Below are 26,507 nucleotides of genomic sequence, written 5' to 3' on the forward strand. Positions count from 1 at the left end.
ATTCCAGTCGAGGTGAGCCATTTGAAAAAGGCTTTGAATGAAACCTTGTGTTTGGCGTAAAGCCAGTTGGAACAGGTTTCGTATCGTCAGGGCAAATTGAATTGCTATATCAGTGTAGGTAGGTTGACGTCCTTTTTTTCCAGTAGGTGTTGCAGACCATTGCATTTGGGGATCAAACCAAATGGTGAAAGCACCCCGTTGACGTAAAGCCTGATTGTACTCAGACCAGTTCGTTGTTTTGTATCGGCTTTTTGATTCTGTATTCATCTAACATGTATGGGGATGAAATTTATTTATGCAACAAAGCCGTTTTTACAACAAAAATGGGGCATTGATCATCAGGAGGTTTTGGCAATAGGGGATAATTACAATGATCAAGAAATGATTGAAATGGCGGGATATGGTTTTGCTATGGCGAATGCTGTACCAGAACTCAAACAAACTGCACAATATTTTGCCCCAAGTAACGAACAGCAAGGTGTATTAGAAGTCATTGATGCTGTACTACAAAACTCATCATTGCAGCGCTACAAAAAAACTGAACAATTTTTGCAAAAGAATGGCTCATCATTTTGAAATGATCCATTGGCTGAATTTAAGTCTCAACTGATTTAAAGATGGATTGAAAAAACATGTCAGACAAAGCATGGACTGATTGAGGTGATCATTTGACTTGTCACAACGAAATTTCAAACGCAAAATAAACATGACATGATCATAGGTCTATTTAAATGGCTACCGTTTTACCTATTGCCCAGCGCGGTGAAGCAATCTTGAAACTTCAGGCTGCACCTGTGGCCCAATCCGAGTTTAATAGTGAGTGGCTATTACAATTAGCTGCTGCCATGCAGACGACCATGCTTGAGCGCCATGGTGTAGGTATTGCAGCACCACAGGTATATATTTCCAAACGAATTATTATTGTGGCTTCGCGTCCGAACCCACGTTATCCCGATGCACCTGAAATGGATGCTGTGGTCATGGTGAATCCTGAAATTTTGGAATTATCCCCAAATACGTGTTTAGGTGAAGAAGGCTGTTTAAGTGTGCCAAATGAACGAGGTGAGGTCGAACGAGCTTATTCTATTCGAGTGCGTTATCAGTCGTTGTATGGTGAAGTCATCGAAACCGCTTTTGAAGGTTTTCCTGCTCGCATTGTGCAACACGAAGTAGATCATTTAAATGGGGTCTTATTTGTGGAACGCTTAAACTGATCTGGTGTACGCATTGTTGATTTGATTCATTTTAAAATATCACTGACATTGAGCGTTATGATGATATTTAGATAGTGGAATGATTTACCACTACATTACACAGTGAATCGAATAAATAGGATAGAACTAAAAATCATTACAAAAGATATAAATTTAAGATTATCAATACCCTGTACCATCAAAATTAAATGCAAAATAATGAATAGAATAGGTTGTTTGTATGAAAACTCCTTTACCAGATTATCTGGAACATGTACTTGATGAATGTGATGGTGATGATAGTGGACATCTGGCTGATTATATTCCAGAGTTGGCGAATGCCAGTCCACATCGTTTGGCCTTAGCCATGTCGACCGTCGATGGTGAGATTTATTCAGTCGGTGATGATGACGTTGAGTTTACCATCCAGTCGATGTCTAAACCTTTTACTTATGCTTATGTATTACAACAACTGGGTATTGATGAGGTATTAGAAAAAGTCGGTGTTGAACCCTCTGGAGAGGCTTTTAATGAAATTTCACTGGGAAAAGATGGCCGTCCTAAAAATCCAATGATTAATTCGGGTGCAATCACTACGCACTCTCTGATTCCAATTAAAGACAATATATCTAGTGCAGAAATTTTACGCCAGTTTATGAGCGAACTGGCAGGACGTGAATTATGTTTTGATGATTCCGTATATCATTCAGAAATTAAAACGGCTTATCGTAATCTTTCGATTGGTTATATGCTTAGAACCGTTGGAATTCTGGAAACAGATCCTGTGGATATTGTGAATGGTTATATTCGCCAATGTTCAATCTTAGTGACGGTAAAAGATTTGGTGCGCATGGGCAGCGTACTCGCCAATGGTGGCGTGGATGCTCAGACTGGAAAACGGTTATTGAACCGTTCAGTGGTGCGCCAAGTTCTTAGTGTGATGATGAGTTGTGGTATGTATGATGCCGCAGGTGACTGGCTGACAACAGTTGGTATTCCTGCTAAAAGTGGCGTGGCAGGGGGAATTTTAGGTGTATTGCCCGGTCAGGTGAGTATTGCAGCCTTTTCACCCAAACTGGATGAACATGGTAATAGTGTCCGTGGGATTGATATGATGGAAAGGTTGAGCCGTGATATGGGGCTGCACCTGATGGAAGGGACACCTTCAGCGCAAACCATTGTCCAGAGTCATTATCGGACTGGACAAGATGCATCACTGAGTGTTTATGTATTACGCGGAGTCTTGAAGTTTACTGAAGCTGAAATGTTATTGCGTATTTTTCAGCGTGAACCTGTTGATCAAAGTACGATTATTATCGATTTAACCCAGATTTCATTGATCCATGATGTCGGTAAACGTATGTTTTTAGAAGGCGTTGATCGTTTGATTGATGATGGTCATAGCTTGCTTTTGGTCGACCCTGAACAACGCTTGGATCACGCCCGCACACATAAGGATCGGGTATTACATGTGTATCAGGATTTAGATGATTTACTTGAACAAAAAAAAGGTCTTCACAATTAAATCAATGAACTTGATATCGTTTCAGTTTTAAAGTGTTGCGGTGTTTTGCCTAAATGCCGCTTGAACATCGCGCTAAATGCACTGGCATTGGTATATCCCAAAGATTCTGAAATCTGGCTTATGGATAAGCCATCTGCAATTTTACTTAAAGCTAAAGCAATGTGCATTTGTTGAATCCATGCCCGATATGAAAGTCCTGTTTCTTTTTGGAACATTCGCATGAGTGTGCGGGAACTGGTGCCAATTTCATCTGCCCAAGTATTTAAATCTTTTAATTGATCGGGTGATTGCAGCAAACTCTCGCAAATCTTGATCAGGCGTTTGTCATTTGGCCACGGAATTTGTACTGCTAAAGAATGGGCTCTCTGGATTTCATCAAAAATGATAAGTTGCAAGGCTTGGGAAAGCGCTTGAAAGCTAGCAGAATCATTTTTTCTAAGCTGATCTAGTTCATTAAAACGAATGAGTAATTCATGTAATAAATTACTGACCCGAATCAAAAAACAAGTTTGACCCATTGTTTGAGCGGCATTTTGTTCCACCAAGGCAGTGTTTAACTGTACATGACTTAAAGAAATCACACTGTGTTCAACCCGTGGAGGAATCCATAATGCACACATGGGTGGCATAATCCAGACTTGATCATGGGTTAAAACCTGAATAGTTCCTTTAGATGCATACAGCAATTGTGCCTGCACGTGTGCATGGGCATAGGTCACTTCTCGATAACGATGCTCAGAGGAAAGACCGATCATTAATTCAGGTTGTGGATGAGATGGCGTCATGATGAGACTGAAATTGTCACTTATACAATGATTATTGGAAGATAGCTGTGTAAACGACAGATTACAATAGCAAGCTCAGTTAAACAATGATTGGAGTTTCTTGGGATGACGTCTTCAATACCGTTGAAAGAAAATATCATGGAAAATACAAATATTAATGCACAGCCACAAGTGATGATCGTTAAAGTGGTCGGTGCTGTCGCGATTGCACATCTACTCAACGATTTGATTCAGGCGGTACTGCCTGCCATTTATCCCATGCTCAAAGCCAACTTTGCCTTAAGTTTTACGCAGGTCGGATTGATTTCATTGGTCTATCAGGTGACTGCATCCTTATTGCAACCGTGGATTGGGCTGTATACCGATAAACACCCCCAACCATATTTATTGCCGCTGGGCATGTGTGTAACCTTTTTGGGGATTTTACTGCTTGCATTTTCGCCTACTTTTACCGTGTTATTAATTGCTTCAGCTTTGATTGGTGTAGGTTCATCGACCTTCCACCCAGAGGCTTCACGTGTTGCACGTATGGCATCAGGCGGGCGGTTTGGTACAGCACAATCTACTTTTCAGGTGGGTGGGAATACGGGAACGGCAATTGGCCCTCTATTGGCGGCATTGATTATTGTGCCATTTGGACAACATGCAGTTGCTTGCTTAGTGGTTTTTGCATTATTAGCCATCTGGATATTAACTCGCGTCAGTCAATGGACGATTCGTCATGCCAAAACGCAGGCGGTTTCACGTATTGTCAATGCCAGTAGTAAATTGTATGGTCGCCAATTAACCTTGGCAATTGGCACGATTTGCGTGTTGATGTTTGCTAAATTTACTTATATCGCCAGTATTAGCAACTATTTTACTTTTTACTTGATTCATAAATTTCATGTCAGTTTAGCCACTGCACAACTGCATCTATTTGCTTTCTTGGCTGCGGTTGCCGTGGGAACATTTGCAGGTGGACCAATTGGTGACAAGATTGGACGTAAAGCGGTGATTTGGGTGTCTTTTGTTGGCATGGCGCCATTTGCTTTAATGATGCCGTATGCAGATTTATTCTGGACAACGATTCTTTCCGTAATTGCAGGTTTGGTGTTGTCTTCGGCTTTTGCTGCTATGGTGGTTTATGCTCAAGAAGCTGTTCCAGGACGAGTAGGCATGATCTCAGGACTGATGTTTGGTTTAATGTTTGGTGTCAGTGGGATTGCCGCAGCAGGACTTGGACATTTGGCCGATCTTAATGGAATCGAATGGGTGTTTAAACTATGTTCATATTTGCCATTACTGGGTTTGGCAACGTTCTTTTTACCTAAAACCCATGTGAAATAGAAGTCATTTTTCAAATTATCCTCTGCAAAAGGGGATAATTTAATTCTGTAAAATTAGAAAAATATGTCACGACTCATTTAGAATCATTCTATGTTCCTAGATTTTTCTTGGTTTCAGCAGATTCATGTATAATTTGATGATTGCGTAACATTATAGGTTAAATCATGAAATCTGAAATTTATCAGGGAAAAATCAAACAATACGATGCATCAAAAGGTTTTGGATTTATTGGTGGTTTAGAGCAGGATATTTTCTTTCATATTTCGGATTTCCCGCTTGAAGGTGGCGAGCCTAAACGCAATGAACGCGTGAAATTTATGGTTGTTGAAAATAACGGTAAATATAAAGCGGTAAAAATTGAAAGAGTCATCGACCAATCTGCCAAAGCTAAAAAAACAAGAGCTGTGGAAAATAACAAGTCAATTACCAATGCCTTGTTGGATAGTTTTAGGAAGTAGATGGACTAAATCTACAAAAAAGTGAGGTAACTTGATAATTTTGAAATCGTTTAGATATTGAGAAAAATATGAGCAAAGATGTTTTGGATAAAGTTGAATTAATGATTGAAACGATTAACAAAATTCATGCTGATTTTTCTCAGGATTATTTTGAAACTGGGCGCATTGAAAAGTTCAATCTGTCTAAAACGATTTCCCGTGTACCTTATCAACATATTGCAAAATATCGGTTAAATTTACATGAAAGCATTAATGACTATTTAATTAAGAATAAAAAAGGTTTTTTATTACAGTATTATTATCGTGTCAAAACTTTAGAAAGTATTGATGATAAAATTTCAAGATTCTCAAGTCATAGTGACCAATATCCAGTCAATAATTGGTTAAATGATATTTTTGGCGCAAGAATTATTTTAAATACGCAAGAAGTTGAAGAAATTAGTGAATTGCTAGATGGATGGCAGGAAAAATTTGGTTTAAAAAACTGGTATTTTCGAGATAAAGATGGTTATCGAGGGATACACATCTATTTTAAGAATAAATCAAATTTTTATTTCCCGTGGGAGTTACAAGTTTGGGATGAAAAAGATGAACTCACCAATATCGAAAATCATGAAAAATATAAACGGACATTTGTGTAATTACGCCTAAAACTAACCCCCAACTTTATTGTATGCTAGTTCAATATATTTTTTTATATGCTCAAAGTCTTGTTGGCTTGATAATGTCATCTCAACATTTCCCGTACCGTAATGACCAATTTGACTAACATTTCGATAATAAGGAATATTTTCAGCAATATCGCTTGGACTAAGTTTTAAGAATAATTTGATTAATTTTGCTTGAACTTCCATACAAACAATATTTTGTGATACTTTATAAGCTATATAATATTTTTTTGGGATTTCTTCAATGATATCATCAATACTTAATATAAATTCTCTAATATTTTCAGCAAGATTAATAATACTTTGACTTTTTCCATGAAGTCGCTCATCAAATGTATATGTATTATTTTGTCTAGCTATGGCAGCTTTTTTACCAGCTTCTACCATAATAGGATTTTTAAGTTTTTGATTTGTATCAGTTAAAGATTGTATCGTTTTATTTGTATTTAAAACACGTTCTAGGTAGAACGTATTGTTTGAATATAAATGATACTTCCATAGTTCAATATTTGCACCCATGACTTGTGCTGCATGTAAGTCATATTTTTTATAATTAGGTGCGATACAGATGACACGAATATCTGACCAATCAATAGAAATAGACTTACCTAATTTATTTTGTACAGCAATTTCAAAGTCACCTTTATGGTCTTGTATCCAATAGAGATAAAAAAGACTTTGATTGATTAGCTCAGAAGACTCAACTTTCTTATACTCAATAATTACAGGATTATTATCTTCCGATAGAGCAAGAGTATCTATTCTACCTGCATGATATGAACCAGTAGAAAATTCACTCGCTATAAACCTGCAATTAAAGACAGTTTCCAGATTTTTTTCAACCAAAGTTTGTAAATCTTTTTCTAAAGCAAAGTTAATCTGTTCAACAGCAGTTAAATTCGTATCTTTAATATCAAAGATTGGCATAATTTCTTAATCCTTTAAGTATTAATCGAATCATCTAAATTCGGTGCTAACCAACGTTTCGCTTCATCCAGTGTCCAACCTTTACGCTTGGCATAATCCTCAAGCTGATCCTGAGCAATCTTGCCGACATTAAAGTACTCAGTTTCAGGATGCGAATAATAGAAACCACTCACAGAAGATGGCGGCATCATCGCAAAGTGTTCAGTCAACTTAGTACCAATTTTCTCTTCAGAACCTAACCAATCAAACAACACTGCTTTTTCAGAATGTTCTGGGCAAGCAGGATAGCCAGGCGCAGGACGAATACCGACATACTTTTCTTTAATTAGTGCTTCATTGTCCAAAGTCTCATCGGCGACATAGCCCCAGAACTCTTTACGAATACGTTCATGCAAATGCTCGGCAAAGGCTTCGGCAAATCGATCAGCCAAAGACTGAACTAAGATCGCTGAGTAATCATCGCCTTTGGCTTTGTATTCATTGGCGAGTTCTTCCGCACCAAAGATCGACACGGTAAAACCACCGAGATAATCGGTATTGTCTTTTGAGGTGCTAATAAAGTCGGCTAAAGATAAATTCGGTTTACCTGTGACTTTGTCAGATTGCTGACGAACATGCTCGAAAGTATGAGTGACACTTTGACCATTTTCATCAAACACACTCACCGTATCCGCAGCTGTACGTTGTGCAGGGTATAAACCAAACACCGCACGAGCATCAAAACGATGATTCTCGATAATATCTTTCAGCATCGCTTGCGCTTGGTTATACAAATCCGTTGCGGCTTCGCCGACCACTTCATCTTCTAAGATTTTCGGGAATTTACCCGCCAAGCTCCAAGAGATAAAGAACGGTGTCCAGTCAAAATAAGGAACTAAAGTTTCAAGTGGATAATTTTTAATGACTTGCGTACCTAAAGCATTTGGCTTTGGTGGCACATAGTGATCATCAATTTTAAAGCCATTCTCAACCGATTCGGCATAAGAAAGCTTGGCTGCTTTCGGTTGCTTATTGGCAAGACGCTCACGAATCTTGGCATATTCAGCACGATGTTCAGTAATAAAGTCGCCACGCATTTCTTTTGATAATAGGGTGGTTGCAACACCGACCGCACGAGAGGCATCAGCCACATAAATCACGGCATCATTTGAATATTGTGGATCAATCTTCACTGCGGTATGCGCTTTAGATGTGGTTGCACCGCCAATCAATAATGGAATGGTAAAGCCTTTACGCTGCATTTCTTTAGCAACAAATACCATTTCATCCAGACTTGGTGTAATCAAACCTGACAAACCGATAATGTCACATTTTTCATCAATTGCAGTTTGCAAGATTTTTTCCGCAGGCACCATCACGCCCAAATCGACAATATCATAACCATTACAGCCTAAAACCACGCCTACGATATTTTTACCAATATCATGTACGTCACCTTTTACAGTCGCCATTAAAACACGACCTTTAGACTGTGCATTACCTTTTTCAGCTTCGATGTATGGGTTCAACCAAGCTACCGCTTGTTTCATGACACGTGCAGATTTGACCACTTGCGGCAGGAACATTTTTCCTGAACCAAACAAGTCACCCACCACGTTCATGCCATCCATCAACGCACCTTCAATCACATCGAGTGGGCGTTTAGCTTTTAAACGTGCTTCTTCAGTATCTTCATCAATATATGTGGTGATTCCTTTTACCAACGCATATTCAAGACGTTTTTCAACCGATTCATTGCGCCATTCAAGGTTTTCAGCTTCGCGTTGTGCGCCACTATGACCACGGAACTTCTCTGCCACTTCAAGCAGTTTCTCTGTGGCGTTTTGACCAGACTCACCTTGGTTCTGATTCAGAACAACATCTTCAACCGCTTCTTTCAGTTCTTTGGGAATATCATCATAAATCGCCATTTGACCCGCATTGACGATCCCCATAGTCATGCCTTGTTTGATGGCATGATAAAGGAATACCGAGTGGATCGCTTCACGCACAGGTTCATTACCACGGAACGAGAACGATACGTTAGAGACACCGCCCGAAATCATGGCATGCGGCAAGTTCTGTTTGATCCAGCCCGTCGCTTCAATAAAGTCTACGCCGTAGTTATTATGTTCTTCGATCCCTGTTGCCACCGCAAATACGTTCGGATCAAAAATAATATCTTCAGCAGGGTAGCCCACTTCATTGACCAAAATGTCATAAGAACGTTTACAAATTTCACGTTTACGTGCAGCGGTATCGGCCTGACCTGTTTCATCAAAAGCCATGACAATAATTGCAGCACCATACTGGCGGCATAAACGTGCTTTTTCGACAAACTCGTCATAACCTTCTTTTAGGGAAATCGAATTGACCACAGGTTTACCCTGTACGCATTTCAAGCCCGCTTCAATGATGTCCCATTTCGATGAGTCAATCATGATCGGTACGCGAGAAATATCAGGTTCAGACGCCACCAGATTCAAAAAATGCACCATCGCATTTTGCGAATCGAGCATCCCTTCATCCATGTTGATGTCAATGATCTGCGCGCCAGCTTCGACTTGTTGTTGAGCGACTTCCAAAGCTTCGGCAAAGTTTTCTTCACGGATTAAGCGCAGGAATTTTTTTGAGCCTGTGACGTTGGTACGTTCACCGACATTGACGAATAGTGAATCATCATAAATGTTAAAGGGTTCTAAACCACTTAAGCGGCAAGCAGGTCTTGTTTCAGGAATTTGACGTGGTGGAATATCTTTAACCGCATTGGCAATCGCACGGATATGATCGGGGGTAGTACCACAACAACCACCTGTAATATTGATCAGACCACTTTCAGCAAATTCTTTTAAAAATGCTGCAGTTTGCTCTGGCGTTTCATCATATTCACCAAAGGCATTGGGTAAGCCCGCATTTGGATGCGCTGAAACAAAAGTATCTGCCACATCACTAATGGTTTTGACGTGTGGACGCATTGCATCTGCACCCAAGGCACAGTTAAAACCAATTGAGAGTAGGTCACCATGACGCACCGAGTTCCAAAAGGCTTCGGCTGTTTGACCAGTTAAAGTACGACCTGATGCATCGGTAATGGTGCCTGAAATCATCAAGGGTAATTCACGGCCAATCTGCTTAAACACTTCTTTGACCGCAAAAATCGCAGCTTTACAGTTTAAGGTATCGAACACCGTTTCGATCAAAAGAATATCTGCACCACCTTCGATGAGTGCATGCGTCGCTTCAATATAATTTTCTTTCAGTTCATCAAAAGTGATGTTACGAAATGCAGGATCGTTGACATTCGGCGAAATTGAACAGGTACGAGATGTTGGTCCAAGTACACCCGCCACAAAACGCGGTTTTTCTGGGGTGGAGTATTTGTCACAGGCTGCACGTGCCAAACGCGCTGCTTCACGGTTAATCTCTGGAACCAGATCTTCCATGTGATAATCCGACATGGAAACACGAGTGCCATTAAAGCTATTGGTTTCAATTATGTCTGCGCCTGCATCCAGATAGGCTTCATGTATGCCCTGAATAATGTGCGGCTGAGTGAGTACCAGTAAATCGTTATTGCCTTTAAGGTCAGATGCCCAGTCTGCAAAACGTTCCCCACGATAATCTTCTTCTTCGAGTTTATGGCGTTGAATCATCGTTCCCATCGCACCATCAATAATCAGGATACGTTGGGCAAGAAGTGATTTCAGGGTGGCAAGCGTGGACATAAGAACCCCAGATAGATTTAAAAGGCGCGTTATTGTAACAGAATCCCTCACAATAAGTGGCTTTGATTGATCGCCGAGACGGTCAAACACAGATTCATAACATTCAGAATTGAGATGGTGACGATTTCATCAAAATGCAATATTCCTGTTTCAAAATAGCTTTGTATGAAATGTAACATCGGAAATGTGACCAGCTGTCATAATTTCATCATATTTGCTTCAAAATACAACAATTGAATGTCATGATGGTTTTTGTGTTTTAAGTTTTTGTATTTATTTGTTTTTATTGATTGTGTTGGCATAAAATTAAACTAAAAAATGCCTTTTATGAGGTCAAGTGTTTAAAAAATGACTTCATTAGACCCCTATTTGTCATATAATTGTCATAATTTAATTTAAGAATATGGGGATTTTAACGATCCTCTTGAACCGTCTACATGAATTCAAATCTTCCTCCCGTTTCGGATTCAAATCATGTCGAAGCTGGACATGTTCAATCGACGAATGTACATGTACCCACACCGAAGTTTTTTATGCCGGTGTTTTTTACGGTTATTATTGCAACCCTGATTTACATCGCTGTACAGGTGAATGCTGATTTGGCGCATGTGCCTGCACTTAGTTTATATTCCGTGATCTTGCTGGCAACAGCACTTTTTATTGCTTTGGGATTTGAGTTTGTAAACGGTTTTCATGACACAGCCAATGCTGTGGCAACGGTCATTTACACTAACGCATTGCCTGCACCTGTCGCCGTAATGTGGGCAGGTTTTTGTAATTTTCTGGGTGTTATGGTCGCAAGCGGGGCAGTGGCCTACGGTATTATTGCATTATTACCTGTTGAATTAATTATGAATGTCAGCAGTGGTGCTGGCTTTGCCATGGTTTTTGCTTTGCTGATTGCTGCGATTATCTGGAATTTGGGAACCTGGTTTTTAGGGATTCCTGCATCAAGTTCACATACCTTGATCGGTTCGATTTTGGGTGTGGGCATTATGAACCATCTGATTAATGCTGCAACGGGTAGTACCAGTGGCATCGATATGGATCAGGTGATTAAAGTGGGTAAAGCTTTACTATTTTCGCCACTAATCGGTTTTGCTTTTGCTGCTATTTTATTCCTACTGGTGAAAAAAGTATTTAAACGCCAACTTGAACTGTTTCAGCCACCTGAAGGCAATAAGCCACCACCACCTATCATTCGTGCCATTTTGATTTTTACCTGTACAGGCGTGAGCTTTGCGCATGGTTCTAATGATGGTCAAAAAGGAATGGGCTTAATCATGCTGGTGTTGATTGGCTTGGTGCCGATGGCTTATTCATTAAATAAGAGTCTAGATGCACAGCAATTGCAAACCTTTGAACAATTATCTGGTCAGACTTCTTCTGTTCTTTATACTCAGCATACAGATATGCAAGATGAAAAAGCACGTGTCATTTTGACCAAGTATATTCAAACCAAACAGCAAACTCCTGATGTGGTTCCTGCATTAGCCAGTTTGACCGATCATTTGGGTCAACGTGTCGGTAGTTATGGAAGTTTGAAAGATATTCCTGAAGATGCGATTGGTAATATCCGTAATGACATGTACTTAAGTACCACTACATTTAAGCGTCTGGATAAAGCTGAAGCACTTCCTGCAATGACAGCCGATCAGCAAAAAGTAGTGAAACAGTACCGCGATAGTCTGGACTCTTTCCTACAATATATTCCAACTTGGGTCAAAGTTGCTGTGGCATTGGCACTGGGTCTGGGAACCATGGTGGGTTGGAAACGAATTGTGGTGACTGTTGGTGAGCGTATTGGTAAACACCATATGACTTATGGTCAAGGCATGTCTGCTGAGTTGGTGGCGATGAGTACCATTGCAGCAGCGGATGGTCTTGGTATGCCTGTCTCTACTACGCATGTACTGAATAGTGCAGTGGCAGGGACAATGGTTGCCAATAAATCTGGCTTAAACTTTAATACGGTGAAAACCATTTTATCGGCTTGGGTCTTTACCTTACCTGCAACCATTTGTTTATCGGGTGGTCTGTACTGGTTGTTCCTACAATTTGTTGGATAAATCCCGAGTTTGTACAATCGAATTTATAGAGTTGAAAAGGTCACATCAGTGACCTTTTTTATTCTCTAAAATTTTTATGTGAAGATCGCTTTCTTTTTAGCGAATGTTTGCTACTTTGTGATGAAAACCCATGTTGAAACCCATCAAAATGACTGCTTTAAATTTAGATCAATTACAACAAGACCCATTGATTCAGATTTTACAGCAATACCAACCTGTGTTTTGGTTTCCACCTGAAACGATACCATTAAAACAAGCGCTACAGCATGTGGGTCTAACCCGAGCCGATATTGAGGATGCAGAAGCTCGCTTACAACGTTTTGCTCCATTTATTGCTCAAGTTTTTCCTGAAACTCAAAAACAGCAAGGTATCATTGAATCCGATTTGGTTCGTATTGCACAGATGCAACAGCTGCTTTCAGAACAATGGAAAATTCCATTACAGGGACAATGGTGGCTGAAACAAGATAGTCATTTACCTATATCTGGTTCGATTAAAGCGCGTGGAGGTATTTATGAAGTGCTTGCTCATGCTGAAAAGTTAGCTTTGGCTGCTGGGCTAATTTCTTTAGAAGATAATTATCGAAAATTTGATTCGGATGAGTTTAGAGCCTTTTTTCACAATTATCAGATCGCTGTTGGCTCGACAGGAAATCTGGGACTTTCAATTGGGATCATGAGTGCCAAACTGGGTTTTCGGGTTTCGGTGCATATGTCTGCTGATGCAAGACAATGGAAAAAAGATAAACTGCGCTCTTTAGGGGTTAATGTCGTTGAATATGCCAGTGATTATGGTGTCGCCGTTGAACAGGGGCGTAAAGCTGCTGAGGCTGATCCAAACTGCTTTTTTATCGATGATGAAAATTCCAAAACTTTATTTCTAGGTTATGCAGTAGCAGGGTTAAGACTCAAACAGCAATTATTTGAGCGTCATCAAGTGGTCGATGCCGCACATCCATTATTTGTGTATTTGCCTTGTGGCGTGGGTGGTGGGCCTGGGGGAGTCAGCTTTGGTCTTAAACAGGCTTTTGGTGAGCACGTACATTGTATCTTTGCAGAACCCACCCATTCGCCATGCATGCTACTTGGTGTTTATACGGGTTTACACGATCGAATTAGTGTCAATGATATTGGGCTGGATAATCAGACCGCCGCAGATGGTCTTGCCGTTGGACGCGCTTCTGGTTTTGTTGGCCGTGCCATGCAAGGACTGATTGATGGTTATTACACTCTTTCTGATCAAAGTTTATATGCGTTGATTGGGCAACTTAATCAATCAGAACAGATTCAACTTGAACTCTCTGCTGCGGCAGGATTCATGGGTGGCTATCACACAACTGTCCAAACATCTTATCAGCAATTACATCAGTTTACGCCATCTCAATTAGCCAATGCCACGCATATCATTTGGGCAACAGGTGGAGGGATGGTGCCACCCGATGAAATGCAAAGATATCTGCTTCAGAGTCAAAGCCTGCTAACTTAGTACGTACACGGATGTCTTCATTGACGAGGTATTAAGCTCGGATTTATTCAAATCAAGCAGTCAAATCACCGTATTAACTGGTGGTTTGTATTTGCTCAAGTTCAAACAGCGCTTGATTTAACTCTTGTTGTTTCTTTAATGCTTTCTGGGTATCCTGATTTTGTTGGGCTTTATAAAGTTCGGCCTTTAGTTTTTCAATTTTATACTCAGTTTGTAGCTGCTTTTTAATTTGAGTAGGAGTGTCGTCTTGGCAATAACGATCAACATTTTGAATGGCTCGTTTTAAGCCTGCAACCCGATAGCTACTCGCATATTTTTCAGCATAACGAAGTTGATTGCTGAGTTCTTGTTTTTTAATTTCACAATTTTGTGCAGCAAAAGTAGGGGAGATACCGATCATAATTGTCGCCAAAATAACGACTACTTTTTGGACATGATTCATCAGACTAAAACCGTATAAATAAAATCAACTTTAAACATGGCAATTGATTAAACTTACGTTTAGGAATAATCATATTTGCCATGCTTAAAGCCTAATTTATCAAGTCTGATCCGATAAATATTGGCATTTAAAACAGTGTTGTTTATCCTTTTTTCAAAGGGATTTTATCACTGACAAAACCATAAATTACAGCAAAAGGTAGAGCGGTTCTTGCCAGATAAGCCACGCGCCACAATCCACCATGATTAGCACCTTGCATCATCAACTCTAGAGGATGCTCAAGTGGTGTTTCTGGGTTGGCAAAAGCCTGATCATTTCTTAAGTCGTGAACCCAAAGTGCAGCCATAATTGCATTGGTGGTTTCTGGACTAAAGGCTTCGACATCAAACAAATCAGCGCCATTAAATGCAGCTTTTAACAACGGATTCTTGGTAACTGAATGGGTGGTAGTAGAGGGTGCAATATTGATGCTCACGCGTTGTCCTTGGTGGCGCGCCAATGTTGCTCGCCATTGCTGGATCCGCTTTGCCAAGGCATAGTTTGGTCCTTGTTCAAGCACTAAACAATCTGCAATTCCATATTTTTTCCCATTATCAGAAGCGATCAGACTTGAATCGTTGGTTTTAAAGAAATGTTTGAGTGAAAGTGTCGAAATCCCTTTGGTCAGTAACTTTTGCAGGCTAGAGCGATCCAGAGATTTTTGCTGTGCTGCCGCAACAACCTCTTTAGGTACCGCATAGACATCAGTCGGTGTGCACATAAACATCAGACTGGTGTTGGCTTTGCGTTCACTCACTAAGCTCATAATCGTATCCATTGCTATCGAAACACGGACATGTTTTTCACCATCCAGATAGGCAATGGCCGCTAAATCCAGACTTTGTTCAAATTTGATTAGCCATTCAGCAATTTCAGGTAATTGCGTCAGTAGGTTTGCACCCAGTTTGTCCTTAAGGTCATAAGACGGGGTTGTATCATGGATAGGGTTCAGACTTGGTGCAATGAGAGTGGCATTGCCTTTTTGGATGGTGGTTAATATTTTTTCCCAAACTTTGGCATTGGGTAAATCAACCGCGACAATATTCGCTTTCCATTTGGCAAGCCATGTTAGTGGGCCCGCTTCAGATGCCGCCCCAAAAAGTACCATAGTACGATCAGACAAATCGAACCATTCAGGATGTGCATGAACTTCTCTTAATGCTGTGGCATGACTCGGTTCAATGATTCCACGCTGTTCCCAATTTGAAATTTGATCAAGCAGTGCTTGTCCTTGTAGTTTTTGACCATGATAAGGCACATACCATTCAGGTTTTTCCTGACTTTCACCTTTAATGATCACTGTATTAAATTCTGCAATATCAGGTATCCGTGGTACATCTTTGAGTAAGTATTGCTCACCATTTCGATAAAATTCAAAACTATGATGTGCTTTATGCAAGCCTTGTTTTGCAATGGTAATTGGGTTGACTGTTTTTTCGATACCCAGCTTGACCAAAGCATTAAAATAGGTCGGATAATTTTTACGCCAGTCTTTTTCTTTTGCAGCCTGTTGAGAAATTTTATGATCCACTAAAGACAATGCTTCCGAGATAATTGCCTTGCCTGTTTGTGAAGTACTTGGCTTCTGAGTTGCAGGATTGACTGGGAACTGCAAACCTTCAATTGGACTGGACATGCAAAAAAAACTCACTTTAAATGGCATTAATATACAGATGTAAACATTATCTATGCCAACTTACTTTCAGGGTTGGCATTAACTACCAAAATTGCAAGAAAGCGTTAAATCTGGTGTCTACTCGTAAATTAAGATACTGAGGTTTTGTATTATTCTCTCATGATGGTACGAAATCCGACATGACTGGTGGCTAAATCAAACTCTTGAGGATGGCGACTACTATTACGAAAACGTGCGCAATACTTATCTGCACATAAATATGAGCCGCCTTTAATCACGAAGTTCTGGCTAGGTATATTGGTTTGGCGCAGATGTTGATAATCCCCCATATGTTCATCGTGTGCGCCTTGATAAACTGAAGATGTCCATTCCCATACATTGCCGATCGTGTCATAGAGTTGAAAAGCATTTGCTGCAAAGCATCCAACGGGTGCGACATCCTCAAATTGATCTTGCTTTGTATTGTGAAATGGGAACTCACCCTGCCAATAATTGGCTTGGGGATGTTGATGATGATCCATGGGGGCTTGGTGCAAGGGGGTATCTTGAGTTTGTCCTGCTTTGGCGGCATATTCCCACTCTATTTCAGAAGGTAAATCTCGACCTAGCCAGACAGCATAATGTTCGGCATCATTTTTCGTGACAAAACGGACAGGTTCGTTGGGTAATGCTTTTTCTGCTTGTGGTCCATTTGGCCTTTGCCAAGTGTAGCCAGATTTAAGCTGCCACCATTGTTGTGGATGATCAGCATCAGGTAAAAATACTGCGGCTTGTTTTTGTCGTTCAGCATCAGTGATATAGCCTGTTGCTTGAACAAAGCTTGCGAACTGTGCCACTGTGACTTCAGTCTGATCGATCCAGAAGCCAGCCACTTGCCGCTGTTTTTCTCCAAAATTAATTTCATCGGGATAAGCCAGATTCGAACCCAGATTGACTGTACCCGAGTCGACCCAAACCATACCTGCATGATTATTCTTTCGCCATTGATCTGGCAATCCTGAATAATTTTTGCAGGTTGAGAGTGAGCCAAGTGCTAATAAGGCTGGTGTAGGGTCATCTTTTTTATTAGGAAATACAGGTTGAGATGTTTGGCTACAGCCAGCCAGTAACAAGCTGTAGCCTAAAATTGAAAGGAATACCGCTTTCATTGAACAAAGTATTCCTTTACACCATTTTGTTGCGTGTATTGTTGATAGACTTTAATCAATTCCTGAACTTTATCTGGATAGGTATTTGCCAGATTTTGATTCTCACCACGATCCTGTTTCAGGTTATATAGTTCCCATGTTCCAGTACCAAGATTGACTTTGCCTTGTAATGCGATTTTCCAGTCTCCTTGTTTCGCATATTTATTACCATGTAGTTCATCTGCAAAGCTGAATCCTTCAGGGCGAATCGTTGTTGCTTTATTTTCCAGAACCGCTTTCCACGAACGTCCGCTTGGCGTATTGATATTACGACCTTTATATTGACCTTGTGGAATATTGATATTGGCATAATCCAGAACAGTCGGGAATACATCCAAGACCGATGCAAAGCTGTTATGAATCGGTTGTACCTTATTTTGGTGCGGAAGTTTTACGATAGCAGGAGCGGTGGTTGCACCTTCACCTGCGGTATTTTTCCAAAGATGAAACGGGGCAGCACTGACTTCAGCCCAGCGAGGACCAATAAAGGTATAAGAATTATCTGTACCCAAACCAGTCAATGAATTATCTACCAGAGCGCCTGCATTTGCGCTACCTGTTGATCCTTCTGCACCATTATCAGACACAAAGAAAATCAAGGTATTGTCGTATAAACCATTGGCTTTTAAATATTGAATCAGGCGTCCAATATTTGCATCCAGATTTTCGACCATGCCTGCATAGATTTCCATATTACGCGCTTCAAGCGCCTTACGTTCTGGGCTGAGTTCATTCCATCGACCAGACTGTGCAGGCGCATTTGCTGTTGCAATAGGCTCGGCGGGAACAAAATTGGCTGGAATGATGCCTAACTGTTTTTGTTTTGCGATGCGTGCATTGCGAATGGCGTCATAACCTACATCATAGACCCCTTTATATTTATTACGATATTCTGCTGGCGCTTGGATCGGCCAGTGAGGTGCTGTATATGCTGCATAGGCAAAAAATGGTTTACCAGAGTTTTTGCCTGAGTCTAAGTATTCAATGAGTTTGTCAGTGTAATAGTTGGTTGAAAAGAAATTATCTGGTAAAGAAGACAATGGTATGACTTGACCATCTTCGGTGTAGGTTGCATTGCGATTATAGCCTGTTGGGGTACGCTTAAAGTGCAAGTCAAAACCTTGTAACAAGGTAAATGAGTGATCAAAACCGCGCGCTTGTGCATTGGTTTCAGGCGTTAACCCCAAATGCCACTTTCCACTGATATATGTTCGATAACCATTGTCTCGTAGTACTTCGGCAATCGATAGTGAACGTTCATTTAAGTAACCTTCATAACCTGGCTGCCCTTTAAGATGACTAGGTGTAAGTTCGGCCATGGCTCCAATACCTGCCAAATGGTGATCTGTGCCTGAAATTAGCTGTGATCGAGTTGGAGAACAAGTTGGAGCAGTGTGATAATCACTCAATAAACGGCCTTCATTGGCGAGGGCATCCAGATTCGGAGTGTGAATTTCTCCGCCAAAAGCCCCTATATCTGAATAACCCAGATCATCTGCCATAATGAACAAAACGTTTGGCTTTTTTGCTTCTACCACAGGCGTAGATGTCGCAGATGTGTCATTGTTATCGTGACACGCACTCAAAGATAAACTTAAAAAGATAAAACTTAAGCTTAATACAAGTGGTTGTTTTTTCATGATTAAAGCGTTATTGTAAAATTCAACTAAGCTTAACCATACCATTTTGATTTTTTAAATAATTAGTTCGGGAAACGTCTGCATAAATAATGCTGAACATTTTTTGATATAACTACATTCCTGATTGTGAAAAAGCCCCGAAGGGCTTTAAAAGATAGAAATCAAATTAAAAAAAGAGAAAGCAAATCAAAAAGGCAATTGAGTCAGCTTATTTAAGAAGTGCTGAATCAGACGAGGTTCTAAGATGATGGTCATCACTACACCGTAAGCCGCTCCCCACAAATGCGCGCTGTGATTGATATTACTGTTGCCGCGTTTACCTGACCAGACACTATATCCCACATATAAAACTGCAAAAATAATCGCAGGCACAGGAATGAAAAATACCAAAATCAATTTCCAGGGTTCAAACAAGATATAGGCAAAAAGTACTGCTGAAACCGCACCAGATGCCCCTAAACTTGCCCAATTAGTATCATTTTTATGTTTTAAATAACTTGGCAAAATCGCAAAAATCAGACCGCCCAGATAAAACAGCACAAAGCCAAGATCGTAAAAAAACTGACGATAAAAACTTTCAATCACACTGCCAAAGAAAAATAGGGTAATCATATTAAACAATAAATGCGTGCCATCGGCATGTACAAAGCCATGGGTAATAAAGCGGTCATATTGTCCACGCTGCATGGCTGGCGGCCAGAAAATCAGACGATTCATGATATTCTGGTTGGAAAAGGCCATGAGGGAGATAATCACGGTAATCGCGATAAGCGTAATCGTATGATTAAAAGGCAAATGAAACATAGTGAAATTTATAAATAATATTAACGTTAACTGCCATAATGCCATTAAAAAACAACAGAGCACATATTTTCCTATGAATAAATCCGACAATTTTGGTTGATTTTTTTTAATTCTCCCGCATCTTCAGTTAAAATAAGCGCTTCAGCTTGAGGATCATGATTATGTCGACTGAGAACACCAACACTGTGGTTGCAGAAGAAATTCCCAACCTTTTGATTACTCCAACTGCACAAGAGTATTTAAGTGACTTGTTGGACAAACAAAATACTCCAGGGATTGGCGTTCGTATTTTTGTTGAGCATCCAGGTACTCCACGTGCTGAATGTTGTATGGCATATAGTGCGCCTGATGAAGTGGTGCCGACTGACTACAAACAAGATTATGCTGCATTTCCTGCTTATATTGACCAGCCATCTATTCCTTATTTATTAGATGCTGTGATTGACTACAACAAAGACCGTTTTGGTGGTCAATTGACTTTTCGTGCGCCTAACTCAAAAGTGCCACGTGTCGGGCCTGATGCATCGATTGAAGAGCGTATTACTTATATCCTTCAGTCAGAGATTAATCCTGGTTTGGAAGGACATGGGGGTAATTGTGCTTTAGTAGAAGTACAAAATGATCCTGAAAAAGGTTTAACTGCTGTACTTAAATTTGGTGGCGGTTGTCAGGGCTGTTCAGCAATTGATGTGACTCTTAAACAAGGTGTTGAAACTACTTTACGTCAACATATACCTGAGTTACAGCGTGTCGTAGACCAAACTGACCATTCACAGTCGGAAGGCGCATATTTCAAATAATGTTTTGAAATATGTAGAAAACCTCTAATTCGTTAGAGGTTTTTTTTGGTCTAAAATCGGATTTATAAATAAAACAGATTAAAATAATGATAATTATTATCATTAGTATTGTTTTTTATATACGAATTGTTACAATGCAATCGTTTTTTTAAGCTTCTTTTAATATTTCTTAAAATAGGGGATGAAAATGTCTCAACCTATATTACGTACAGTTCTCTCGGCTGCAATTGCAGCGACACTTTTTTCAATGGTTCATGCAGCAGAAGATGACACTGTAAATGCTGAACAAAATACAACACGTAGTGATTCAACAAAGTTAGAAAAAATTGTTTTAACCGCAGAGGAGCAAGTTAAACAATCTTTAGGTGCATCAATCATTACAGCAGAAGATCTAGAAAAAACACCAGTAAGAAATGATATTTCTGAATATGTTCGCCGTATGCCAGGGGTTAACTTGACAGGCAATAGTGCTTCAGGTGTACGTGGGAATAATAGACAGATTGATATCCGTGGAATGGGGCCAGAAAATACACTTATTCTGATTGATGGTAAACCAGTAAGTTCGCGTAATTCTGTACGATATGGTTGGGGTGGTGAACGAGATACACGAGGTGACTCAAACTGGGTTCCTGCTGATGCAATTGAATCAATTGAAGTATTGCGTGGACCAGCAGCTGCGCGATATGGTTCAGGTGCTGCGGGTGGTGTGGTCAATATCATTACTAAAAAAGTGACCAATGAATTACATGGTTCCATTGAGACTTACACAAGTCAGCCTGAAAATAATAAAGAAGGAGACTCAAGTCGAGTTAGTTTTAATGTTAGCGGTCCAATTATTAAAGATATTTTATCTTATCGTTTATATGGTAACTATAACAAAACTGATGCAGATGCCATCGATATCAATAACTCGATTGAAAGTACGGCAGCAGGTCGTGAAGGCGTAAAAAATAAAGATATTTCTGGGCGACTAGCGTGGCAGATGACAGATAATCAACTTTTAATGCTAGACACTTCTGTGGGAAGACAAGGAAATATTTTTGCAGGCGATACGCAATATAGTAGTGATGCGTCTGCAAACCCAATTTTAGCGCAACTTTATGGTAGTGAAACCAATACCATGTATCGAGATAGTTATGCTTTAACACATGAAGGAAACTGGGACTGGGGAAAATCCAAGCTTCTTGCACAATATGATCAAACCAAGAACAAACGTTTCCTTGAGGGGTTAGCAGGAAGTGGGGAAGGGTCAATTAACACACTTACTGATAAAATGACTTCTAAATTAAAAACGACTCGTTTCAATGGGGAGGTGAATATTCCTCTGGAAATTGGTGTACCACAGAATCTAACTTTAGGTACAGAATGGGTTGAGGATCGTTTTAATGACCCAGCTTCAACGCGTAACACTGACTCAACAGGGCAACTGGCTTCAGGAAATCGAGCGCGAATGACTTCCCGAACTTATTCAGCTTATATTGAAGATAATCTTAAAATAACGGATCAAACCGATGTGGTTTTAAGTGTCCGTTTCGATGATCATGACAAGTCTGGTAGTAACTGGAGTCCAGGATTAAATATTACTCAGAAACTTGGTGATTACTTTACTTTGAAAGGTGGGATTGCTAAAGCCTATAAGACTCCAAACATGTTTCAAAACGCTGAAGGATACCTACTAAATACACGTGGTAATGGTTGTCCAATTCAAGCCAATGGTACGCGTTTAAGTAACTGTTATTTACAAGGAAATGAAGACCTGAAACCTGAAACCTCTGTAAATAAGGAACTTGGAATTCAGTTTGATAAAGATGAAGTGAGCGCAAGTTTAACTTGGTTCCGTAATGACTATAAAGACAAAATTTCGTCAGGTACAGATGTAATTCGTCAGATCACAGTGGGGAATACGACTTATAATGTACTCAAATGGCAAAATGTTCCTGAAGCCTTGGTACAGGGGTTGGAAGGAAGTATTAGTTTAAACTATGGTGATATTACATGGACAAATAATTTCACCTATATGATTGATTCGAAAGATAAATCAACAGGTAATCCTTTATCTATTATTCCGAAATATACCATTAACTCAATCTTTGATTATGACGTTACAGATCAACTTGATGTTAATTTTATTTATACTCAATATGGCCGACAAGAGCCTAGAAAATTTGCAAAAAGTAACACTGAGTTAAATGGAGGTATTAATCCAGAAGTGGTAAGTAGCTACGGGATTGCAGGTATCAATATGGGATACAAATTCACCAAAGCGATTTCAGCACGAGTGGGAATTAGTAATATTTTTGATGAGCAGATTCTGCGTGATAGTAACTCAGATAGTCAGACCTATAACGAACCAGGACGTGCTTATTATGCTTCATTAAAATATTCGTTTTAATTGATTCAAGTTTGATTAAAGACGCTGAATGCGTCTTTTTTTATACCAACTCTTATTGTTAATTTATTCTGAACAATAGTTTTTTTATTTTAGATATGAATAATAATAATTCTCGTTTTTATTGAATTTTACAATTTGTTTGCTAAAATGCCTGCGAGTTTTAAGCTTATTTTAAGTTTTTAAGAAATCATAAGGGGTGGGAAATGATTCGGCGTTCACTTTTAGCGGCATCAATTTTGTCAAGTATGTCTGCTATTGCAAATACTGAAATTAATCAAGATGGTGCGATCAGTAACAAACCGACGGAACAGGTAAAACTTGAGACCATCGTTGTTACTGCTACAGGTTACGAACAGGACGTCTCTAAAGCACCTGCATCTATGACCGTCATTAGCCGTGAAGAGCTGGATAAACGTGAATATAACGATATAACTGATGTGCTTAGAAATACGCCAGGGGTGGTCATTTCAGGTTCAGGTTCTGCTCAGACGGTCAGTATCCGTGGTATGTCATCAAACTACACGCTATTTTTGGTCGATGGTAAACGTCAATATTCTAAAGATGTAAACCCTAATGGGGATGATAATGGATTTGAAAAAAATATCTTGCCACCAATAGCGGCAATTGAACGTATCGAAATTATTCGGGGTCCTGCATCAACGTTGTATGGTACGGATGCCATGGGTGGTGTCATCAATATCATTACTAAGAAAGTAAGCGATGAGTGGACAGGTACAGTTGAGTTAGGTACGGTCATTCAGGATCAAGGCGATGCTGGAGATATTAAGAATGGATCGGTTTATCTTGCAGGACCACTTATTCCAAATAAATTAGGTTTACAACTCAATGTTAATAAACAAGAGCGTGAAGAAGACCAATATGTCGGTGGTTTTCGTGGTAATGAACGAGAAAGTTTAAATACACGTTTAACCTATTTGATAAATGATCATCATGACCTTGCTTTAGATGCTAATTTTGTTAAACAAGAAAGTAAATCGACGGTCGGAAAAACAGTGGAAGCTGTAGCCAATGCAGCTGATTCATCTTCACGTAATTATCGCGATGTTTATTCGATTACACATAATGGGCGTTACACAGACAGCCTGAATAGCACGACGTATTTACAATACGAAAATTCTAAAAACCCTGACCGTGAAAATACTACGTTAGACACTAAAGGTATAGAACTAGAGACTTGGACGTTCAATAACCAATGGAACTGGACTTTAGCCGATCATGTTTTATCTTTTGGTGCTTACTATAAAGATGAATCATTAAATGACAAAGCGACTAACCGTAATCCAAACATTCCAACTTTTAGTGAACTGACACGCTGGTCTGCTGCTGTATTTTTGGAAGATACTTGGAGTATGACCGATCGTTTTAATCTCACAGGTGGTTTACGTTATGATTATGATGAAAACTACAAAGGAAATCTTTCGCCGCGCCTATATGGTGTGTATAGCTTCAATGATAACTTAACATTAAAAGGTGGCGTTTCCACGGGATATAAACAACCTGACATTCGTTCAGCAACGGAAGGTTTCTATAGCGTCACAGGTGGTGGTGGTTCTCCAACACCTACAGGACGCGGTATCATTCGTGCCAATCCAGAGCTTGATCCAGAAAGTAGTGTATCTTCAGAGCTAGGACTTAACTGGAAAAATGATTATCTTCGAGCATCACTAACAGGGTATATCACTCAGTTTAAAGATAAAATTACCGAAGTTCGTACTTGTGAAACAGATACAGATGGCTCTACAGCCAACCGAAATAATGTTGCTGCGTGGAAATGTGCCGAAAATGCGATACCATTCTATTTTATTAGTGACCGTATCAATGTTGATAAAGCGGAACTTAAAGGGATCGAAGCGACTGTAGAATCAGATGTGAACGAGTATATGACTGTAAGTGCAAACTATACTTTCACAGATACAGAAATTAAATCGGGTGAATTTAAAGGTCGTCCTTTAAACGAAATGCCTGAACATATGTTTAATATTACGGTTGATTACGACATTAATGATGCTTTAAATATCTGGTCACGTTTGCATTATCGCGGCGAAACTTCTGCATATTTAAGCCGTACATCAATGTCTAATCCAAATCCTGGCTATGAGTTTTTAGATGTTGGTTTTAACTATCAATTTACCTCAAATCTGAAAGGTAAATTTGGTGTATATAACCTGTTAAATGAAAAAGCAGAAAATGCTGATGGTGACCAGTTGCTTGATGGTCGTCGTTACGGCATTAGTTTCGTAGCCAACTTCTAATCATTGCATCCCAACCCAATCTTGTCATTACCATCTAAAAAGCCGCATCAGCGGCTTTTTAGATCAATCATTTAAGAATATTTTTAACCTGTTCAGAATAATAAAACTTTTCCAAATAATGTCGTGCGCGTTCACGCAAATGTTTGGATTGAACCATTTCCTGAATAATGGGGGTTAATAATTCGGTGAGTTGATTCTGAATCAGTTCTTCATTGATATTTATATCGCGTAACAATAAATCAAAAGAACGTTCCTGATTGCGTGCATACCATGCATAGACACCATCATGCACTTGTTGTTTTAAATAATCGGTCTGGCGGATGTGTTCCCAGATTTCATGCCCCATTCCCACGGTTTTAGGTAAGTCATTGACTTCAATATAATTACGCACAATATTTACAGGTAATTTTTTGATTTTATGCCATAAATTGGCCTGAAATTGATAAAGCTTTTCATCATTAAAATGCTGATTCAGTACTGTTTCACTCAGCTGACTTAGCTTAATAATATTCTTTTGTAAATAGTTAGCGACTGTGTCATCCAGATTGGAGTCAGTCACAGATTCAAGTACAGATTTTCCCATTTTCATGAAACGCCCAACACCAGGAACTTTTTTATTCATGAGGGAATTATCCAGATAATCCTGAATAGAATGTTGGATGAGCTGCGTCACCATGGTTGAAAATGCAGGATTATTGGTAATGCGTTTAATCAGTGCCTTACGGTGTTCGCTTTTACTTGCCACATATTGGGCGATATGGTCAATCGTTACCACAGGGATAATATCTTCAATTGTTGTCTGATCATTGCTCGGATGGATCAAGGCAAAACGAATATGCTCAGTAATTTGCTCAATTAAAAAGGGACTTGCAGCAGTATCTAAAATTTGAGTTTGAATCAAATGATAAATTTGTTCAAATGACCATAAATCTTTTAATTGTTGCTTTCTAAACCAATGATAAAATTCAGAAAACTCAGATTGAATCGTCGTTTTTTGAGAAAACTCCTGATCCAGAAAATCAAGCTGTGCTTCTATTAATTGGTCAATGATCGGGTTGCTCATAATATCTCTAAATTAAATGTCTGAGTTTTAAACACTTTACTTTAAAAATCATCTCTGCATGTTTAACTTTTAATGTGTAGTAGACTT

General features: G+C 39.6%; 21 protein-coding genes. 11 read left to right on the plus strand and 10 right to left on the minus strand.

The genetic code is table 11. From position 1 onward, the window contains the following. The coding region (locus J500_RS13010) for an IS5/IS1182 family transposase (RefSeq protein WP_034699148.1) at positions 1-267 on the minus strand (267 nt) is incomplete at its 3' end. Between the two features lie 15 nt (positions 268-282). Between J500_RS13010 and J500_RS13015 the strand changes: the two genes are divergently transcribed. From J500_RS13015 to J500_RS13025, 3 genes are all read left to right on the plus strand, one after another. Then, positions 283-576: an HAD family hydrolase gene (locus J500_RS13015; protein ID WP_228130682.1), complete on the plus strand. Its 294-nt coding sequence runs from the start codon at positions 283-285 to the stop codon at positions 574-576. A 155-nt stretch (positions 577-731) separates the two neighbouring features. Next, the gene (gene def, locus J500_RS13020; protein WP_004990282.1) at positions 732-1,214 is read left to right on the plus strand and encodes a peptide deformylase; all 483 of its coding nucleotides are present in this window, start codon (positions 732-734) and stop codon (positions 1,212-1,214) included. 220 nt (positions 1,215-1,434) lie between these two features. Continuing rightward, positions 1,435-2,718, plus strand: a complete 1,284-nt coding sequence (locus tag J500_RS13025) for a glutaminase (RefSeq protein WP_004996536.1) — start codon at positions 1,435-1,437, stop codon at positions 2,716-2,718. Here the strand turns inward: J500_RS13025 and J500_RS13030 are convergent. Continuing rightward, complete coding sequence (locus J500_RS13030) at positions 2,715-3,503, minus strand: AraC family transcriptional regulator (RefSeq protein ID WP_004996540.1); 789 nt, start codon at positions 3,501-3,503, stop codon at positions 2,715-2,717. The two genes, J500_RS13025 and J500_RS13030, sit on opposite strands and share 4 nt — an antisense overlap. 105 nt (positions 3,504-3,608) lie before the next feature. Here J500_RS13030 and J500_RS13035 point away from each other — a divergent pair, with 105 nt between their 5' ends. The 3 genes from J500_RS13035 (at position 3,609) to J500_RS13045 (ending at position 5,931) form a co-directional block, all read left to right on the plus strand. After that, positions 3,609-4,832 (plus strand): MFS transporter, encoded by a 1,224-nt coding sequence (locus J500_RS13035; RefSeq protein WP_004996541.1) that lies wholly within the window; start codon positions 3,609-3,611, stop codon positions 4,830-4,832. Positions 4,833-4,996: 164 nt separating this feature from the next. Next, positions 4,997-5,290, plus strand: coding sequence for a cold shock domain-containing protein (locus J500_RS13040; protein ID WP_004996544.1), 294 nt, complete (start codon positions 4,997-4,999; stop codon positions 5,288-5,290). 68 nt (positions 5,291-5,358) lie between these two features. Continuing rightward, the gene (locus tag J500_RS13045) at positions 5,359-5,931 is read left to right on the plus strand and encodes a hypothetical protein (protein ID WP_004996546.1); all 573 of its coding nucleotides are present in this window, start codon (positions 5,359-5,361) and stop codon (positions 5,929-5,931) included. A 12-nt stretch (positions 5,932-5,943) separates the two neighbouring features. On the opposite strand, the gene J500_RS13050 is transcribed toward J500_RS13045, so the two are convergent. Both J500_RS13050 and metH read right to left on the minus strand, forming a co-directional pair. Beyond that, positions 5,944-6,885 carry a DUF5655 domain-containing protein gene (locus J500_RS13050; RefSeq protein WP_004996547.1) on the minus strand — a complete coding sequence of 314 codons (942 nt, stop codon included), beginning with the start codon at positions 6,883-6,885 and terminating at the stop codon, positions 5,944-5,946. A 14-nt stretch (positions 6,886-6,899) separates the two neighbouring features. Continuing rightward, positions 6,900-10,589, minus strand: a complete 3,690-nt coding sequence (gene metH / locus J500_RS13055; protein WP_004996549.1) for a methionine synthase — start codon at positions 10,587-10,589, stop codon at positions 6,900-6,902. Positions 10,590-11,026: 437 nt separating this feature from the next. Between metH and J500_RS13060 the strand changes: the two genes are divergently transcribed. Both J500_RS13060 and J500_RS13065 read left to right on the plus strand, forming a co-directional pair. After that, entirely contained in the window at positions 11,027-12,658 is a 1,632-nt protein-coding gene (locus J500_RS13060; protein WP_004996551.1) for an inorganic phosphate transporter, read from the plus strand. Between the two features lie 148 nt (positions 12,659-12,806). Next, positions 12,807-14,144, plus strand: coding sequence for a D-serine ammonia-lyase (locus tag J500_RS13065; RefSeq protein ID WP_034699972.1), 1,338 nt, complete (start codon positions 12,807-12,809; stop codon positions 14,142-14,144). A gap of 73 nt (positions 14,145-14,217) precedes the next feature. Here the strand turns inward: J500_RS13065 and J500_RS13070 are convergent, their stop codons facing one another. The 5 genes from J500_RS13070 to J500_RS13090 all read right to left on the minus strand — a co-directional run bounded on the left by J500_RS13070 (position 14,218) and on the right by J500_RS13090 (position 19,892). Then, a complete protein-coding gene (locus tag J500_RS13070) occupies positions 14,218-14,586 on the minus strand; it encodes a DUF1090 family protein (RefSeq protein ID WP_004996560.1) in 369 nt (122 codons plus the stop codon). A gap of 142 nt (positions 14,587-14,728) precedes the next feature. Beyond that, positions 14,729-16,261 (minus strand): hypothetical protein, encoded by a 1,533-nt coding sequence (locus J500_RS13075; RefSeq protein WP_004996562.1) that lies wholly within the window; start codon positions 16,259-16,261, stop codon positions 14,729-14,731. 149 nt (positions 16,262-16,410) lie between these two features. Then, complete coding sequence (locus J500_RS13080) at positions 16,411-17,409, minus strand: SUMF1/EgtB/PvdO family nonheme iron enzyme (RefSeq protein ID WP_004996564.1); 999 nt, start codon at positions 17,407-17,409, stop codon at positions 16,411-16,413. Then, positions 17,406-19,088: an arylsulfatase gene (locus J500_RS13085; RefSeq protein WP_034699974.1), complete on the minus strand. Its 1,683-nt coding sequence runs from the start codon at positions 19,086-19,088 to the stop codon at positions 17,406-17,408. The genes J500_RS13080 and J500_RS13085 overlap by 4 nt, the downstream gene beginning before the upstream one ends. Before the next feature lie 186 nt (positions 19,089-19,274). Further along, on the minus strand, positions 19,275-19,892 hold the full coding sequence (locus tag J500_RS13090) for a rhomboid family intramembrane serine protease (RefSeq protein ID WP_034699962.1): 618 nt from the start codon (positions 19,890-19,892) through the stop codon (positions 19,275-19,277). 161 nt (positions 19,893-20,053) lie between these two features. Between J500_RS13090 and nfuA the strand changes: the two genes are divergently transcribed. From nfuA to J500_RS13105, 3 genes are all read left to right on the plus strand, one after another. Next, positions 20,054-20,692 carry a Fe-S biogenesis protein NfuA gene (gene nfuA / locus J500_RS13095; protein ID WP_004996571.1) on the plus strand — a complete coding sequence of 213 codons (639 nt, stop codon included), beginning with the start codon at positions 20,054-20,056 and terminating at the stop codon, positions 20,690-20,692. A 187-nt stretch (positions 20,693-20,879) separates the two neighbouring features. Then, positions 20,880-23,084 (plus strand): TonB-dependent siderophore receptor, encoded by a 2,205-nt coding sequence (locus J500_RS13100; protein WP_004996574.1) that lies wholly within the window; start codon positions 20,880-20,882, stop codon positions 23,082-23,084. A gap of 203 nt (positions 23,085-23,287) precedes the next feature. Further along, a complete protein-coding gene (locus tag J500_RS13105) occupies positions 23,288-25,357 on the plus strand; it encodes a TonB-dependent receptor domain-containing protein (protein ID WP_004996575.1) in 2,070 nt (689 codons plus the stop codon). Positions 25,358-25,424: 67 nt separating this feature from the next. On the opposite strand, the gene J500_RS13110 is transcribed toward J500_RS13105, so the two are convergent. Further along, positions 25,425-26,420 (minus strand): hypothetical protein, encoded by a 996-nt coding sequence (locus J500_RS13110; RefSeq protein WP_004996578.1) that lies wholly within the window; start codon positions 26,418-26,420, stop codon positions 25,425-25,427. Positions 26,421-26,507: the final 87 nt, after the last annotated feature.

Source organism: Acinetobacter sp. 479375, from assembly GCF_000581715.1.
Lineage (GTDB): Bacteria > Pseudomonadota > Gammaproteobacteria > Pseudomonadales > Moraxellaceae > Acinetobacter > Acinetobacter ursingii.